Here is a 14,229-nt window from a genome sequence, read left to right as displayed (position 1 = left end):
TCTGCATGCCCCTTGCGACGAACGATGTGCGGCGGTTCGCGACCCTGGACGACACCGACCGGGCGATCCTGTCGGAGCTGGCCGCCGACGGCCGGCTGCCGAACAACGCCCTCGCCGAGCGGGTCGGGGTGGCCCCCTCGACGTGCCTGACCCGCACCCGCGCGCTGCGCGAGTGCGGGGCGATCCGCGGGTTCCACGCGGAGGTGGATCCGGCGGCGGTGGGGCTGCCGTTGCAGGCGCTGGTGTCGGTGCGGTTGACCGCGCACGAGCGGGCGGTGGTGGACGCGTTCCGGGCCCGGTCGGTGCGGTTGCCGGGGGTGGTGTCGGTGTTCCACGTGGCGGGCGCGGAGGACTACGTGCTGCACGTGCGGGCCGCCTCGGCGGACGCGCTGCGCGACTTCGTGCTCGACCACCTGGCGGTGGACCCGGCGGTGCTGCACACCCAGACGAGCCTGATCTTCGAACAGGCCCGCGGCCTGGGCTGAGCACCCCGGCGCGCGTGAGCTTGGTTGCCCCGGGGAACAATTCGGGAGCGGGATGGGTTGGTCAGGCGTGTGATCAACGTACCGCTGTCTGTTCTTGACCTTGCCCCGGTCGCGGCCGGCGCCACGGCCGGCGAGGCCCTGCGGCACACCACCGAGCTGGCCCGCCGCACCGAGGAGCTGGGATACCACCGGTTCTGGGTGGCCGAGCACCACAACATGCCGGGGATCGCGAGTTCCGCCCCGGCGGTGCTGCTCGCGCACCTGGCGGCGCACACGTCGACGATCCGGCTGGGCTCGGGCGGCGTGATGCTGCCCAACCACGCGCCGCTGGTGGTGGCCGAGCAGTTCGGCACCCTCGACGCGCTGCACCCGGGCCGGATCGACCTGGGCATCGGCCGCGCCCCGGGCACCGACCAGGTGACCGCGCTGGCGCTGCGCCGGACGATGGAGGGGCTGTCGGCGGAAGGCTTTCCCCGGGAGCTGGCGGACCTGATGAACTACTTCACCGGCGAGCGGCCGGGGCCGATCACGGCCACCCCGGGTCGCGGCCAGCAGCCGGCGATCTGGCTGCTCGGCTCCAGCGGGTTCAGCGCCCAGCTGGCGGGGATGCTGGGGCTGCCGTTCTCGTTCGCGCACCACTTCAGCTCCCAGCACACGCTGCCCGCCCTGGCGCTGTACCGGCAGAGCTTCCGGCCGTCGAAGTGGCTGGCCGAGCCGTACGCGATGGTGGCGGTCAACGCGGTCTGTGCCGACACGGACGAGCGGGCGGAGTGGCTGGCGGGGCCGAGCGCGCTGTCGCTGCTGCGGTTGCGCTCGGGTCGCCCGGGGCCCCTGGCGACGCCGGACGAGGCCGCGGCGTACCAGTACACCGAGGTCGAGCGGGAGTTCGTGCGGCAGCGCCGGGAGGGCCAGGCGATGGGCTCGCCGGAGACCGTGCGGCGACAGCTCGGCGAGCTGTTGGCGCGCACCGGCGCGGACGAGCTGATGTTGACCACGCTGGTGTACGACGTGGCCGACCGGGTGCGCTCGTACGAGCTGATCGCGGCGAAGGTGGCCGGTGGCCTGCGCCGGGCCGGCTGAAACACGATCTTCACGTCGCTGTCACCGGGGAGACGTCCGGGCCGCCTAGGTTTGTCCCTGGTGGTGGTACGGCATCCCCGGTCGGGACGGGTCGGGGATGCCGCGGTGTGGGGCACCGGGCCGCGGCTGTGCGGATTCCGCGGCTGCGGCCCGGTGCCTGCCCCGCTCCCCCGGGCCCGCCGTTCCCTTGCCGGCGACGCGGATTATTGATCAACTCAGGGCGTGGCTGAGCACATGACCCCGGACGAGTTCCGACGCGCCGGGCACGCGGTGGTGGACTGGATCGCCGACTACTGGGCGACCGTGGGGCAGCGCCCCGTGACGTCGCAGGACCCGCCCGGCGCGGTGGCCGCCGCGCTGCCGGCCGGCCCGCCCGAGCACGGCGAGCCCGTGGAAGCGGTCCTCGCCGACCTGGACACGCTCGTCGCCCCGCGGCTGACCCACTGGCAGCACCCCGGGTTCTTCGGCTATTTCCCGGCCAACACCTCCGGCCCCAGCGTGCTGGGCGACCTGGTCAGCTCGGGGCTGGGCGTGCAGGGCATGCTCTGGGCCACCGGTCCCGCGTGCACCGAACTGGAGACGGTCATGCTGGACTGGCTCGCCGACCTGCTGGACCTGCCGAAGCGGTTCCGCTCCGGCTCCGGCGGCGGGGTGATCCAGGATTCCGCGTCCTCGGCGACGCTGGTGGCGACCCTGGTCGCCCTGCACCGGGCGGGCGGCGGCCGGTGGCGCGAGGTCGGCGTCGACCGCCGCTACCGCGCCTACACGTCCACCCAGGGGCACTCCTCGATCGAGAAGGCCGCGCGGATCGTCGGGCTGGGCGCCGACGGCGTACGACCGATCGAGGTGGACCCGGAGACGCAGGCGATGTCGCCGGCGGCGCTGCGTGCGGTGATCGAGGCGGACCGGGCGGCAGGTGTGGTGCCCGCCATCGTGGTGGCCACCGTCGGGACCACGTCCACGACCGCGATCGACCCGCTGCCGGAGATCGGCGCGATCTGTGCCGAGTACGGCGTCTTCCTGCACGTCGACGCCGCGTACGCGGGGGCGGCGGCGGTCTGCCCGGAGCTGCGGTTCGGACACGTCGGCCTGGAGTACGTCGACTCGTACTGCTTCGACCCGCACAAGTGGCTGCTCACCGGCTTCGACTGCGACGCGTTCTGGGTCGCCGACAGGGCGGAGCTGGTCGAGGCGCTGACGGTGCTGCCGGAGTACCTGCGCAACGCCGCCACCGAGTCCGGCGCGGTGATCGACTACCGGGACTGGCAGGTGCCGCTGGGCCGCCGGTTCCGGGCGTTGAAGCTCTGGTTCGTCCTGCGCTGGTACGGCGTCGAGGGGCTGCGGGCGCACATCCGGTCCGGGGTGGCGCTCGCCGCCCGGTTCGCCGAGCGGGTCCGCGCCGACGACCGCTTCGCGCTGGTGGGGGCGCACCCCTACTCGCTGGTCTGCTTCCGGCTGCACGCCGACGACGAGGTCAACGCGGACCTGCTGGCCCGGGTCAACGCCACAAATCGGGTGCACCTGACGCACACCCGGGTGAACGGCCGGTACACGCTGCGCCTGGCCGTCGGCTCGCCGCAGACCACGGAGGCCCACGTCGACGAGGCGTGGTCCCTGCTCCGCGACGCCGCGACCGCCCTCCTCCCCCGCTGACGAGCGGGTCGGCCGTACCGGGGACGCGCCGGCATCCGGGTGCCCGGGTCGGCGGCCTACGCCGGGACGCGGGTGTTCGGGTCGGCGGCTTGCGCCGGCACGCGGGTGTTCGGGTCGGCGGCTTGCGCCGGGACCCGGGTGCTCGGGTCGGCCGTCGGGGCGGGGACCGGGGTGGCGGCGGGGGCCGCCTCGGCGACGGCCCGCTCCCGGCGGGTCCGCAGCAGCGCCCGGACGGCCAGCGCCAGGGCGGCGATCCAGGCGGCGGCGAGCAGCGCGTAGACCGCCGGTCGGGCGGAACCGCCGAGGTCGGCCGAGCGCATCAGCGTGCGGGCGTTGGTCAACACGATCACGCCGCCGATCGCCGCGCCGAGCAGTTGGGCGGGGACGATCCGGACCAGCCAGGCGGCGACCGGCGCGGCGATCAGGCCGCCGACGAGCAGGGCCGCCACCATGGGCAGCAGGAAGCCCTCGGAGCCGAGGCCGACGAGGAAGCCGATGCTGGCGGCGCCGGCGACCACGAACTCGGCCGTGTCCACCGAGCCGATCACCCGGCGGGGCTCCATCCGGCCGCTGACCAGCAGGGCCGGCGTGGCGACCGGCCCCCACCCGCCGCCGCCCGTGGCGTCGACGAAGCCGGCGACCAGGCCGAGCGGGCCGAGGAAACGCCCGCGCAGCCGGCCGGCGCGCCGGTCGGTGCGCAGCGGTCGGGAGAAGCGCACCAGCAGGTACGCGCCCAGCGTGAACAGGATGCCGGCCATCCACGGGGCCGCCGACTCGGTGGAGATCGTGCTGAGGAAGGTCGCGCCGGCGAACGCGCCCACCGCGCCGGGGACGGCGATCCGGGCGACCACCCGCCAGTCGACGTTGCCGAACCGCCAGTGCGCCACCCCGGCGGCGAGCGTGGTGCCGATCTCGGCGAGGTGCACCGACGCCGACGCGGCGGCAGGGGCGACGCCCACGAGCAGCAGCAGCGTGGAGGAGGTCAGCCCGTACGCCATGCCGAGCGCGCCGTCGACGAGTTGCGCGGCGAGCCCGACCAGCGCGAGGACCAGCAGCTTGCGCACGAACGCCCCCAGACTTTTCGGCATCTCCTATCGACTTGGTCGACAATGCGGCACGCGGGTGCCGGGGTCAAGACTCCGACCGGTCAGTGAGACGACAGTGCCGAGGGGCCGGCGACAGGGACGACAGTGACGCCTGCCCGGACGGCGACGCGGCGGGGCGACGCGGCGGGCGGCGGCGCGCGACCCGTGCGCCGGAGTGTGCCGCTCGGGTCAGGTCCAGGCGCGGGGGTCGGCGGCCAGCTCGGTGACCCGCTCGGGCAGGGTGCCGGCGGCCACGTCGGCGACGGTGACCAACTCCAGGATCTGGCGTTCGCTGGCCCGCAGGGCGATCCAGACCTCCTGGAGGGACCGGGCGGCACCGTGGTAGCCGAGTTCCTCGGGCCGCTGCCCGCGTACGTGCGCGAGTGGGCCGTCGATCACCCGGATCACCTCGGCCAGCGAGATCTCCCCGCCCGGCCGCGCCAGCCAGTAGCCGCCCTCGGGGCCGCGCTGGGCGTGCACGATGCCGCCGCGGCGCAGTTGCAGCAGGATGCTCTCCAGGAACTTCGGCGGGATCTCCTGGGCGCGGGCGATCTGCTCGGCGGTCACCGGCCGACCCCGCCCGGCCCCGGCGGCGCCGGTCACCGAGGCGAGCTCCGCGACCGCGCGGAGGGCGTAGTCGACCCGGGCGGAGAGGCGCATGCCGGCAAGGTTAACCCGCTGGTCACCCCGCCCGACCGAACACCCCTCGGCCGATCGGCCGACGACGATGTGCAGCCCGGCGCGGCGTCACTCCCCGACGCGGCGCAGCAGCCCTTCCTGCACGGCGCTGGCGATGTGCCGGCCGTCCGTGGTGAACAGGCGACCCGTGGCGAGCCCCCGCGCACCGGAGGCCGACGGGCTCCAGCAGTCGTAGAGGAACCACTCGTCGGCGCGGAACGGCCGGTGGAACCACAGCGCGTGGTCGAGGCTGGCCCCCACCACCCCGCCGGGGCCCCAGACCTCGCCGTGCACCGACAGCACCGAGTCGAGCAGCGTCAGGTCGGAGGCGTACGTCAGCGCGCAGGCGTGCAGCAGCGGGTCGTCGGGCAGCTTGCCGTCGATGCGCATCCAGACCCGCTGGTGCGGGTCGGCCGGCCGGTCGCCGGGGCGTACCCAGCCGGGTTCGCCGACGTAGCGCACGTCGATCGGGCGCGGGATCTGCGCCCAGATGCCGAGCCGCTCCGGGTAGCGGGAGAGCCGGTCGGTCATCGTCGGGACCTCGTCCGGCCCCGGCACGTCGGGCGGGGTGGGCGCGTGGTGGTCCAGACCCTCCTCGGGGCGGTGGAACGACGCCGACATGAAGAAGATCGGCTTGCCGTGCTGGAGCGCCACGGAGCGGCGTACCGAGAAGGAGCGGCCGTCGCGGATGTTCTCCACCTCGTACACGATCGGCTCGCTCGGGTCGCCGGCGCGCACGAAGTAGCCGTGCAGGGAGTGCACGAAGCGCGCCGGGTCGACCGTCCGGCCGGCGGCCACCAGGGCCTGGCCGGCGACCTGGCCGCCGTACACCCGCTGGGGGCCGACCGGCGGGCTCATCCCCCGGAAGGTCATCTCGCCGGTGTGCTCCAGGTCGAGCACCTCGAGGAGTTGGTCGACCGCGGCCTGGCCGACCGCGACCTCCGCGGCACTCACTGCAACGCCCGCGCCGACGCGGCGTCGACCAGCGACCCGAGCTGGTGTACGCGCAGCGTGTTGGTCGAGCCGGGGGTGCCGGGCGGGCTGCCGGCGACGATCACCACGTGGTCGCCGGGGTTGGCCCGGTTGAGCCCGAGCAGCGCCTGGTCGACCTGGCGGAACATGTCGTCGGTGTGCTCCACGAACGGCATGAGGAAGGTCTCCACGCCCCAGGAGAGGGCGAGCTGGTTGCGCACCTCGGGCACCGGGGTGAAGGCGAGCAGCGGCAGGTCGCAGTGCAGCCGGGACAGCCGCCGCACGGTGTCGCCGGTCTGCGAGAAGGCGACCATGGCCTTCGCGCCGATGGCCCGGGCGATCGAGGAGGCGGCGACGGTGAGCGCGCCGCCGTGCGTACGCGGGTCGTGCTGCAGGCGCGGCACCCCGATCGAGCCGGACTCGGTGGTGGTGACGATCTTCGCCATGGTGCTGACGGTGAGCACCGGGTACTTGCCGACGCTGGTCTCGCCGGAGAGCATCACGGCGTCCGCCCCGTCGAGCACGGCGTTGGCCACGTCGGAGGCCTCGGCGCGGGTCGGGCGCGAATTCTCGATCATCGAGTCGAGCATCTGGGTGGCCACGATGACCGGCTTGGCGTTCTCCCGGCAGAGCTGCACGGCGCGCTTCTGCACCAGCGGGACCTGGTCGAGCGGCAGCTCCACGCCGAGGTCGCCGCGGGCGACCATGACCCCGTCGAAGGCCAGCACGATCTGCTCCAGGCAGTCGACCGCCTCGGGCTTCTCCACCTTGGCGAGCACCGGCCGGTGCACCCCGACCTCGGCCATGATGCCGTGCACCAGCTTGATGTCGTCGGCGGAACGGACGAAGGAGAGCGCGACCAGGTCGACGCCGAGGCCGAGGGCGAAGCGCAGGTCCTCGGCGTCCTTCTCCGACATCGCGGGGACGCTGACCGCCACGTTCGGCAGCGAGACGCCCTTGTTGTTGGAGACCGGGCCACCCTCGGTGACCAGGCAGCGGATGTCGTTGCCGGTGACGTCGGTGACCTCGACGGCGACCCGGCCGTCGTCGATCAGCAGCCGGTCGCCGGGCTTGACCTCCTGCGGAAGCTTCCGGTAGGTGCAGGAGACCCGGTCCTTGGTGCCGAGGACGTCGTCGCCGGTGATCACGACGGAGTCGCCGGTGCGCCACTCGTGCGGGCCGTCGGCGAACCGGCCGAGCCGGATCTTCGGACCCTGCAGGTCGGCGAGCACGGCCACCGGGCGTCCGGCCGCCTCCGCGGCCTCGCGGACCAGCCGGTACACCGCCTCGTGGTCCTCGTGGCTGCCGTGGCTGAAGTTGAGTCTGGCCACGTTCATGCCAGCCTCGACGAGCCCCCTGATCCGCTCCGGGGACGAGGTGGCGGGACCAAGAGTGCAGACGATCTTCGCGCGGCGTGTCACGCCCATCAGGCTAGTCTCTCCTCCGGGTCGGACTGCGGGCCGACCCCTTGCGGGCTGCGAAACATTGTCCAACGACGCGCGTCACGCGCGCAGCCGGCGGGCGGAACCCACGCCGGAACGTTGAGGCGGCGGGCAACGGCGACCGCGCGCCGGAATCGTACGCCCTCGGCGCCATCGGACACCCAGGTGCTCCCCGTCGCCTCAGCCCGGCCCCGGCGACGGCGGCAGCGTCGGCACGGCCGAGAAGACACCGCCCGGGTCATCGCCGATGGCGTCGCGCAGGAGGGCGGCGGCGAGCCGGACGTCGGGGGCGGCGGCGGAGGTCATGGCGGCTCCTCGACCGGGGCCGGCCGCCGGCGCCCGGTGCGCCGGGGCGGCGGTCCTCGCTGCGCGGACCGTAGCACCGGCTGCCGGCGGCCGCCGTCGCCCTGCCGACAGACGCCTCAGGTCTGCGTCTTGACCAGCGGGAACTCCAACGAGCCCGCCGGGCAGAGGAAGGTCATCACGTCCACCCGGTAGAGCCCGGCCTGCACCGCCGGGTCGGCCTCCATCACGCCGCGCACGTCGTCCACGGACCCCGTCCGGGCCAGCCCGAAGCCGATCGGCGGATCCGGTTCGCGGGCCTGGCCGTCCACCGCGCCGGCGACCAGGATGATCCCCCGCCGCTGCAGGGCCTGCATGTGCGCGAGGTGCTCGGCCTGCAACCGCTGCACCGTCTCCGCCGGCAGCGCCCGCCCGGCAGCGCCGGGATACAGCACGACGCACTCGTACGTGTCGAGCGCGAAGTCGACCTGCGGCACTCCCGTCATGGGCGCTCCCTCCCGCGTCGCGCCGCGCGGCGACCCGTGGTCGACGCCGACCGGCACGGGCCCAGCGTCGCACGTGCGGGCGGCCCGCACGGGCGCTCCGGTCAACTCCGTCCGCGCCCCGGCCCGGTTGCCGCCTGCGCCGTTTCGCCCGCGCGGACGCCGGTCCACCACGTCCACGGCACGGCTCCGGGTGCGCCGGGGCCACGCCCGCGCAGCTCGCCCTCGCGTGGCTGCTGCGCCGGTCGCCGGTCATGCTCCCGATCCCGGGCACGTCGTCGGTCGCCCACCTGGAGGAGAACGTCGCCGCGGCCGAGGTGGGGGCTCACCGACGACGAGTACGAGGCCCTCGCCACGGCGGCCTGACGCGGGCGGGGGCGGGCGGCACGCGTCGCCCGCCCCCGGCTGGTCCGCTACAGGGCGAGGCAGTCCGGGCGGATCGCGGTGTCGCGCAGCGCCTGCCGGACCACGGTGTACGTGGTGCCGTCGAGCACGAGTCCGAGGTGCCCGACGACACGCAGCGGGCACGCCGCCTGGATCAGCACGTTGGCCGCCCCGTCGGCGAGCGAGGCGTTGTCGACCGGCCGGACCAGTTCGTCCTGCCACGTCCGGACGGTGGTCCAGCGGACCGCGCCGGGGGTGTCGTCGCCGCCGTTGAGGTCGGCGAGGAAGTCGGAGCCGATCGACATCTGCTGGCAGGCGACGACACCGGCGCAGCTGCCGAGGCCGACGACCCGCAGGATGTTCGCGACGTACGTGCCCTGCTGGGGGCTGCCGAGGCTGACGTAGCGGCCGACGACCGACGCGCCGCCGAGGAACTTCACGTACCAGCGGGAGACCAGTCCGCCCTCGGAGTGGCCGACGACGTCCACCTGGGACGCCCCGGTGACGGACCGGACCTGCTCGACGTACGTGGCGAAGGCGCGGGCGGAGTCGCGGATGTCGCCGAAGCCGAGGCCGGGCAACTGGTAGACGAAGACCCGGAAGCCGTCGGCGCGCAGCCGGGCGGCGATCGGCTCGTACGCGATGGAGAGGCCGATCAGGCCGCCGACGACGATGACGGGGTTGGCGGCGGTGGCCACCGGGGTGGTGGTGGCTGCGGGGGTGGCGTGGCGTTCGGGGGCGGCCGGCGCGGCGGTGGCCGGGACGAGGAGCGCGGCGACCGCGGTGGCGGTGACGAGGATCTTTCGGAGCAGCATGGCTGCACCTCCGGCGGGAGGTACCCGGGAAGCCGGGACGGCGGGTGGGGGATCCGATCGATCGTGGGACGATGATGAAGGCCGCAATTCACAGACGTCAATACGAAGTTACGGGCGGGTAACTGCTTGTCGCGCCGTACGCACGAACCGGCAATTCGCGCGGCGCCCCTGTCGCTATGATCATCTTCGTGACGACGGCCCTCGTGCTCATCGACCTGATGCCCCGGATCATCGCGCTGGAGCTGGCCCCGCACCGCGGCGAGGACGTCCTCGACCGCTGCCGCCGCCTCGCCGCCGTGTTCCGCGCCCAGGGCCGGCCGGTGGTCCAGGTCCGGGTCGAACGACCCGGGGTGGCCGCGCAGCCGCCGGGCAGCGACTTCGCCGAGGGGCTGGTCGAGCCGGGTGACGTCGTGGTCGTCAAGCGCACCGTCGGCGCGTTTCACGGCACCGACCTGCACGAGCAGTTGCGCCGGCGCGGGGTGGACACCGTGGTGCTGGCGGGCCTGGTCACCACGATGGGCGTCGAGTCGACCGCCCGCGCGGCCAGCGACCACGGCTACGAGCTGGAGTTCGTGGCCGACGCGATGTCCGGCTTCGCCGCCGACGAGCACGAGTTCACCGTGGAGCGGATCTTCCCCCGCTTCGGTGCCGTCCGACGGGCCGACGACTACCACTGACCGCGGCTACGCTGCTCCGATGGCGGAGACCATCGAGGACAGTCCGGTCGGCTGGGTGGCCAGCCACGTGGAGCGTTACCTGGCCACCGACGGCGCCGACGGCGCGACGTACCACGGCTACGACGCCCTGCTGATCGTCACCCGCGGGCGCCGGTCGGGCAAGCTGCGGCGGACCGCGCTCATCTACGGCCGCGACGGCGACCGCTACCTGCTGGTGGCGTCGAACGGCGGTGCGGCGCGGCACCCGGCCTGGTACCTCAACCTGTGCGACGACCCGCAGGTGGAGGTGCAGGTCGGGGCCGAACGGTTCCGCGCCACCGCGCGGACCGCCACCACCGAGGAGCGGCCCCGGCTCTGGCAGGTGATGACCGGCGTCTTCCCGACCTACGCCCGCTACCAGCAGGGGACCGACCGGGAGATCCCCGTCGTCGTGGTCGAGCCGCTGGGGCGGGCCGACGCCGCGCGGTGACGCCCGGCGGCGACCACCGGTGGAACGGCACGGGCGTCTCCGGGCCCGGGTGACACCCGTGGCATTCCACCCGTCCGATGTGGTTGGTGGGACGCGGATCGGCGTGGCCGCCGCGGAAGCCAACGGGTGCGGGCAGCCGGCCCGGCGAGGGCGCGGTCGCCGACGGCTCAGCGGAGGAAGCGGAACAGCAGCAGGTAGGCGAGGTAGGCGACCGGCACGGCGACGAAGCAGATCAGAAAGCCCAGGTGCACGTAGCGGGGCGGGGTGCCGGCGACCATGGCCGGCCGCCCCCAGCGCCCGAGCACCAGGTAGCCGGCGAAGAACGACAGCGCGGGCAGGCCGGCGCAGATCCACGCGCCGAGGGTGAATCCGTCGACCAGGCCGACGCCGGAGGCGAGCACCATGACCACCATCAGCACCGCCCCCACGGCCGCGCAGCCGGCATAGACGGCGAGCGCCCGGGCCACCGGCGACCAGGTCGGCAGCAGCGCCGGCTGTTGCGCGAGCAGCTCGGCCTGCTGCCCGTGCCGGTCGGACTCGTCGGCGTAGCGCCGGGCCAGCTCCAGCTCGGTGGTCGGGTCGGCCTCCGCCGGGCGCGGGCCCGGCACCCCGCCCGCCGCCGGGGCCGCCCCCGTCGGCAGCGCGAGCGCCGTCTCCCCCACCCCGACCTGGGGATACGCCCCGACCCCAGGCCGCCCCGGGGCGCCGGCTGCGCCGGCGGGCTCCCCCGCCCCCGGTCCGGCGGCGCCGGCCGGTGCGCCGCCCGGAACGCCGTCGCCGACCGACCCGGCGCCGGGCACGGCGGCCGGCCCGGTGACGGGGCCCGCGGGTGCGGTGGCCGGCGCGGGGCCGGCCGGCACGCCGGAGGCCGGGATGCCGATGGCCTGGCCGAGCTGGTCGAGGCGCTGCCCCTGGGCGGTCAGCCGGTGCTCGAGGTAGTCCGCGGCGGCGTGCAGGTTGCGCCGGCGCTCGGCCTCGGCGGCGGCGCCGCGCTCACCGGCCCGACGCCGCTCGGCGAGCTGGCGGGCCAGCGCCGCGTACTCGGAGAAGTCGGACACCGCCTCAGTCCTCCCCGTCCGGGCCGTGCCCGTCGCGGGCGAACGGCACGATGAGCCGGGTGCGCTGGTCGTGCCGGTCGACCAGCAGCGCCCGGTCGGGCCGGGGCGCGTACGCGAGGTCGTGCACCCCGAGGTGCAACCCCAGCTCGGTGCCGGGCACGTTCAGCGCCACCAGGCAGGCGACGTCGTCGCGGTTGTGCGCGCCGCCGAGGTCGTCGGCGAGCCGCCGCAGCCCGCGCCACCAGCCGAGCAGGTGCACGCCCCGCGCGGGGCCCTGGCGCAGCAGCACCCCCAGGTCGTCGTGGCCGGAACGGAACGTCTCGGGGTCGGTGGCGGCGAGCGCCGCGCTGGCGGCGTCCATCCCGAACGCGACGAGGTAGGTGCGCGCGGCGTCCGACGCGGCACTGCCCTCCGGCCGGGCCGGGGCGGCCGGGCCGGACGGCGTGGTGGGGGCCGAAAGCCCGGCGGCGAGGGTGGCGACGTGCCGGCGCAGGCCGGCGGCGTCGAGGCGGTCGACGGCATGGCCGGCGGCGGCCAGCGTGGCGGCGGTGTCGTCGGCGGCGGGCTCGGCGGCGGCGACCAGGGCGGCGAGGAGGAACCGGGCGTCGCCCGGGGCGTGCTGGCGGGCGAGGCTCAGGGTGGCCGCCCGCAGCACCTCCGCGCCGGTGGCCGAGGTGCCCACCACGGCCAGGTGCCGGCCGGGGGTGGCGTCCATCATGAACAGCGCGGAGGTGCCGTCCACGTCGACCGTCCGCCCGACCAGGGCGAGCGGGCGTCGCCCGCCCGGGCGCAGCCCGGCGAACGTGGGGTCGTCCTCGACGCGCGCGGTCTCGTAGCCCCGGAACACCGACGGGGGGCGCGCGCCCGCCGGCCGCGCCTGCCACAGCTCGTGCCGCAGCGCGGCCAGCTCCGCCGCGGCGGCGTGCGCGTCGGGGAACCGGACGACGATGTCGGCGCCGACCGCCCCGGCGGCGGTGTTGAGCACGGCCGAACCGACGGGCAGGGTGTGGGCGGCCTCGTTCAGCGGGTCGAGCACCCCGCCGCCGCCGGGCAGCGCCACCCGGAGCGCGAACTGACCGAAGATCGCCTCGGCCCGCCCGTAGAGCGCCTCGACGCCGGTCATGCTCTGGCTCGCCAGGACCAGGTGCACGCCGTACGAGCGGCCCTTGCGGGCCAACTCCTCCAGCAGGTCGACCGACTCGCGGGCCAGCGCGTCGTTGCCGGCGAGCAGCACGTGGAACTCGTCGATGACCGCCACGATCCGGGGCACCGGGGCGTCGCGGGGCAGGTCGGCGAGCTTGGTGACGCCGTGCCGCTTGAGCGCGGCGGCGCGCCGCGACAGCTCGCGGCGCAGCTCCCGCAGGACGGCGACGCCGTACTCCCGGTCGGACTCGATGCCGACGGCCCGGGCGTGCGGCAGCCAGGACGGGTCGCGGGGGGTGGGGACGAACTCGGTGAAGCTCACCCCCTCCTTGAAGTCGAGCAGGTAGAGCTGCAGCTCGGCGGGCGAGTAGCGGGCGGCGAGCCCGTAGAGGACGTCGAGCAGGAAGACCGTCTTGCCAGCGCCGGTGCGCCCGCCGACGAGCCAGTGCGGGGTGGCGTCGTCGAAGGCGACGGTGACCCGGTCCCGGCCGGCGCGGCCGACCACCGTGCGCAGCCCGTTGCCCGCCGACTCGGCCCACCGCCGCTCGGGCAGCAGCTCGGCGAAACCCACCGCGTCGTCCCGTCGGGCGGCGGCGCCGAGATGGGCGGCGAGGGCCGCCACCGACGCGGCCGGCGGGTCGCCGTCGAGCAGCACGGGGGCCGCCAGGCCGGTGCCGTCGGCGCTGAACGGGGCGCCGGGCGGGTCGCCGACGTGGGCGTACCGCTCGGTCAGCCGGACCGTGGTGGTGGCGCCGAGCTGCGGCGGCGGGTCGGCGGACGCGGCGGACGGCTGGCCGGCGACCAGGACGCAGACGGCGGCGGCCGGCCCGGCGTGGGTGAGCGCGGCGAGCCGGGCCGCCTCGCGGGGCGGCGGCGCCGACGCGGCGACGACCAGCAGCAGTTCCTGGTCGGGGCGGCCGGCGTGCCGGGCGGCGCGGGCGTGCCGTTCGGCGGCGTCGAGCAGGGCCGCCACCTCGGCCTCGCCGGTGGCCGGCGGGTCGAGCACGCCGGCGTCGACGAGCGGGCGCAGCGGCCCGAAGGTGGCGCCCAGGGCGACGGTGTCGATCCCGGCGACCCGGACCCCGCCGGGCGGCGCCGTGGCGAGCAGCCGCAGCACGAGCGCCCGCAGCAGGCCGGCCACCCGGGGGTCGCGGGCGTCCGCGTCGACCGCGAGGTGGTGGCCGCCGCCCAGCGGCACGAGGACGGGGAAGGCGCCGTCGGGGGTGGACGCCTCGCCGACGCGCACCGGGACGGGCGCGACGGCGACCGGGGTGGCTCCGGGGGTCGGGGTGGCGAGCGCGCCGCCGAGTTCCGCGAGCCGGGCGACGAGCGCGCCCGCGCCGGCCCGGACGGCCGGGGCGGGCCCGGCGAGCGCCCGACGGGCGGTGTCGAGGTGGGACCGGGCCGCCCGGTGCGCCGCGACCGCCTGCCCGTACGCCGACGCGAGCCTGCCCACCCTCTTGCTCCCGTCGCCGTCGCCCCGCCTGGTCCTCAAGGACCCTA

14 protein-coding genes and 1 pseudogene are annotated in these 14,229 nt (G+C 75.6%); 6 read left to right on the top strand and 9 right to left on the bottom strand.

The features are described 5' to 3' along the window. The first annotated feature begins 5 nt into the window (after nucleotides 1-5). The 3 genes from ACFY23_RS08540 (at nucleotide 6) to ACFY23_RS08530 (ending at nucleotide 3,218) form a co-directional block, all read left to right on the top strand. Nucleotides 6-485, top strand: coding sequence for an Lrp/AsnC family transcriptional regulator (locus ACFY23_RS08540; protein ID WP_350682462.1), 480 nt, complete (start codon nucleotides 6-8; stop codon nucleotides 483-485). A gap of 69 nt (nucleotides 486-554) precedes the next feature. Further along, nucleotides 555-1,565: an LLM class flavin-dependent oxidoreductase gene (locus ACFY23_RS08535; protein WP_350682460.1), complete on the top strand. Its 1,011-nt coding sequence runs from the start codon at nucleotides 555-557 to the stop codon at nucleotides 1,563-1,565. 222 nt (nucleotides 1,566-1,787) lie between these two features. After that, nucleotides 1,788-3,218, top strand: a complete 1,431-nt coding sequence (locus ACFY23_RS08530; protein WP_350682458.1) for a pyridoxal-dependent decarboxylase — start codon at nucleotides 1,788-1,790, stop codon at nucleotides 3,216-3,218. A 56-nt stretch (nucleotides 3,219-3,274) separates the two neighbouring features. On the opposite strand, the gene ACFY23_RS08525 is transcribed toward ACFY23_RS08530, so the two are convergent. The 6 genes from ACFY23_RS08525 to ACFY23_RS08500 all read right to left on the bottom strand — a co-directional run bounded on the left by ACFY23_RS08525 (nucleotide 3,275) and on the right by ACFY23_RS08500 (nucleotide 8,183). After that, nucleotides 3,275-4,282, bottom strand: a complete 1,008-nt coding sequence (locus ACFY23_RS08525) for a sulfite exporter TauE/SafE family protein (RefSeq protein ID WP_350682486.1) — start codon at nucleotides 4,280-4,282, stop codon at nucleotides 3,275-3,277. A gap of 210 nt (nucleotides 4,283-4,492) precedes the next feature. Then, nucleotides 4,493-4,963: an Rrf2 family transcriptional regulator gene (locus tag ACFY23_RS08520; protein WP_350682456.1), complete on the bottom strand. Its 471-nt coding sequence runs from the start codon at nucleotides 4,961-4,963 to the stop codon at nucleotides 4,493-4,495. 87 nt (nucleotides 4,964-5,050) lie between these two features. After that, nucleotides 5,051-5,935: an acyl-CoA thioesterase II gene (locus tag ACFY23_RS08515; RefSeq protein WP_350682454.1), complete on the bottom strand. Its 885-nt coding sequence runs from the start codon at nucleotides 5,933-5,935 to the stop codon at nucleotides 5,051-5,053. Beyond that, a complete protein-coding gene (pyk, locus tag ACFY23_RS08510; RefSeq protein WP_350682452.1) occupies nucleotides 5,932-7,380 on the bottom strand; it encodes a pyruvate kinase in 1,449 nt (482 codons plus the stop codon). The genes ACFY23_RS08515 and pyk overlap by 4 nt, the downstream gene beginning before the upstream one ends. Before the next feature lie 195 nt (nucleotides 7,381-7,575). Then, the gene (locus tag ACFY23_RS08505) at nucleotides 7,576-7,701 is read right to left on the bottom strand and encodes a hypothetical protein (RefSeq protein ID WP_350682451.1); all 126 of its coding nucleotides are present in this window, start codon (nucleotides 7,699-7,701) and stop codon (nucleotides 7,576-7,578) included. Nucleotides 7,702-7,817: 116 nt separating this feature from the next. After that, nucleotides 7,818-8,183 (bottom strand): YciI family protein, encoded by a 366-nt coding sequence (locus tag ACFY23_RS08500; RefSeq protein WP_350682449.1) that lies wholly within the window; start codon nucleotides 8,181-8,183, stop codon nucleotides 7,818-7,820. A 197-nt stretch (nucleotides 8,184-8,380) separates the two neighbouring features. Between ACFY23_RS08500 and ACFY23_RS08495 the strand changes: the two are divergent. Next, nucleotides 8,381-8,546, top strand: a pseudogene (locus tag ACFY23_RS08495) (aldo/keto reductase); the annotation flags it as partial. A gap of 47 nt (nucleotides 8,547-8,593) precedes the next feature. Here ACFY23_RS08495 and ACFY23_RS08490 read toward each other — a convergent pair. Beyond that, a complete protein-coding gene (locus tag ACFY23_RS08490; protein WP_350682447.1) occupies nucleotides 8,594-9,379 on the bottom strand; it encodes an alpha/beta fold hydrolase in 786 nt (261 codons plus the stop codon). A gap of 188 nt (nucleotides 9,380-9,567) precedes the next feature. On the opposite strand from ACFY23_RS08490, the gene ACFY23_RS08485 reads away from it, so the two are divergent. Both ACFY23_RS08485 and ACFY23_RS08480 read left to right on the top strand, forming a co-directional pair. After that, nucleotides 9,568-10,056: an isochorismatase family protein gene (locus ACFY23_RS08485; RefSeq protein ID WP_350682445.1), complete on the top strand. Its 489-nt coding sequence runs from the start codon at nucleotides 9,568-9,570 to the stop codon at nucleotides 10,054-10,056. Nucleotides 10,057-10,075: 19 nt separating this feature from the next. Next, nucleotides 10,076-10,525: a nitroreductase family deazaflavin-dependent oxidoreductase gene (locus tag ACFY23_RS08480; RefSeq protein WP_350682443.1), complete on the top strand. Its 450-nt coding sequence runs from the start codon at nucleotides 10,076-10,078 to the stop codon at nucleotides 10,523-10,525. A gap of 167 nt (nucleotides 10,526-10,692) precedes the next feature. Here ACFY23_RS08480 and ACFY23_RS08475 read toward each other — a convergent pair whose 3' ends face one another. After that, nucleotides 10,693-11,583 carry a hypothetical protein gene (locus ACFY23_RS08475; RefSeq protein ID WP_350682441.1) on the bottom strand — a complete coding sequence of 297 codons (891 nt, stop codon included), beginning with the start codon at nucleotides 11,581-11,583 and terminating at the stop codon, nucleotides 10,693-10,695. Nucleotides 11,584-11,587: 4 nt separating this feature from the next. After that, on the bottom strand, nucleotides 11,588-14,182 hold the full coding sequence (locus ACFY23_RS08470; RefSeq protein WP_350682439.1) for an FtsK/SpoIIIE domain-containing protein: 2,595 nt from the start codon (nucleotides 14,180-14,182) through the stop codon (nucleotides 11,588-11,590). Between the last annotated feature and the right edge of the window lie 47 nt (nucleotides 14,183-14,229).

The organism is Micromonospora sp. NPDC000121, from assembly GCF_042899165.1.
Lineage (GTDB): Bacteria > Actinomycetota > Actinomycetes > Mycobacteriales > Micromonosporaceae > Micromonospora.
Note: the sequence above shows the minus strand (reverse complement) of the source record. Positions and strands in the feature narration are given on the sequence as shown.

Bases quoted from the DNA above. Each gene is read 5' to 3' on its own strand.
- ACFY23_RS08540 (WP_350682462.1), top strand. From the start codon at position 6: ATGCCCCTTGCGACGAACGATGTGCGGCGGTTCGCGACCCTGGACGAC.
- ACFY23_RS08490 (WP_350682447.1), bottom strand. From the start codon at position 9,379: ATGCTGCTCCGAAAGATCCTCGTCACCGCCACCGCGGTCGCCGCGCTC.
- ACFY23_RS08500 (WP_350682449.1), bottom strand. From the start codon at position 8,183: ATGACGGGAGTGCCGCAGGTCGACTTCGCGCTCGACACGTACGAGTGC.
- ACFY23_RS08520 (WP_350682456.1), bottom strand. From the start codon at position 4,963: ATGCGCCTCTCCGCCCGGGTCGACTACGCCCTCCGCGCGGTCGCGGAG.
- pyk (WP_350682452.1), bottom strand. From the start codon at position 7,380: ATGGGCGTGACACGCCGCGCGAAGATCGTCTGCACTCTTGGTCCCGCC.
- ACFY23_RS08480 (WP_350682443.1), top strand. From the start codon at position 10,076: ATGGCGGAGACCATCGAGGACAGTCCGGTCGGCTGGGTGGCCAGCCAC.
- ACFY23_RS08505 (WP_350682451.1), bottom strand. From the start codon at position 7,701: ATGACCTCCGCCGCCGCCCCCGACGTCCGGCTCGCCGCCGCCCTCCTG.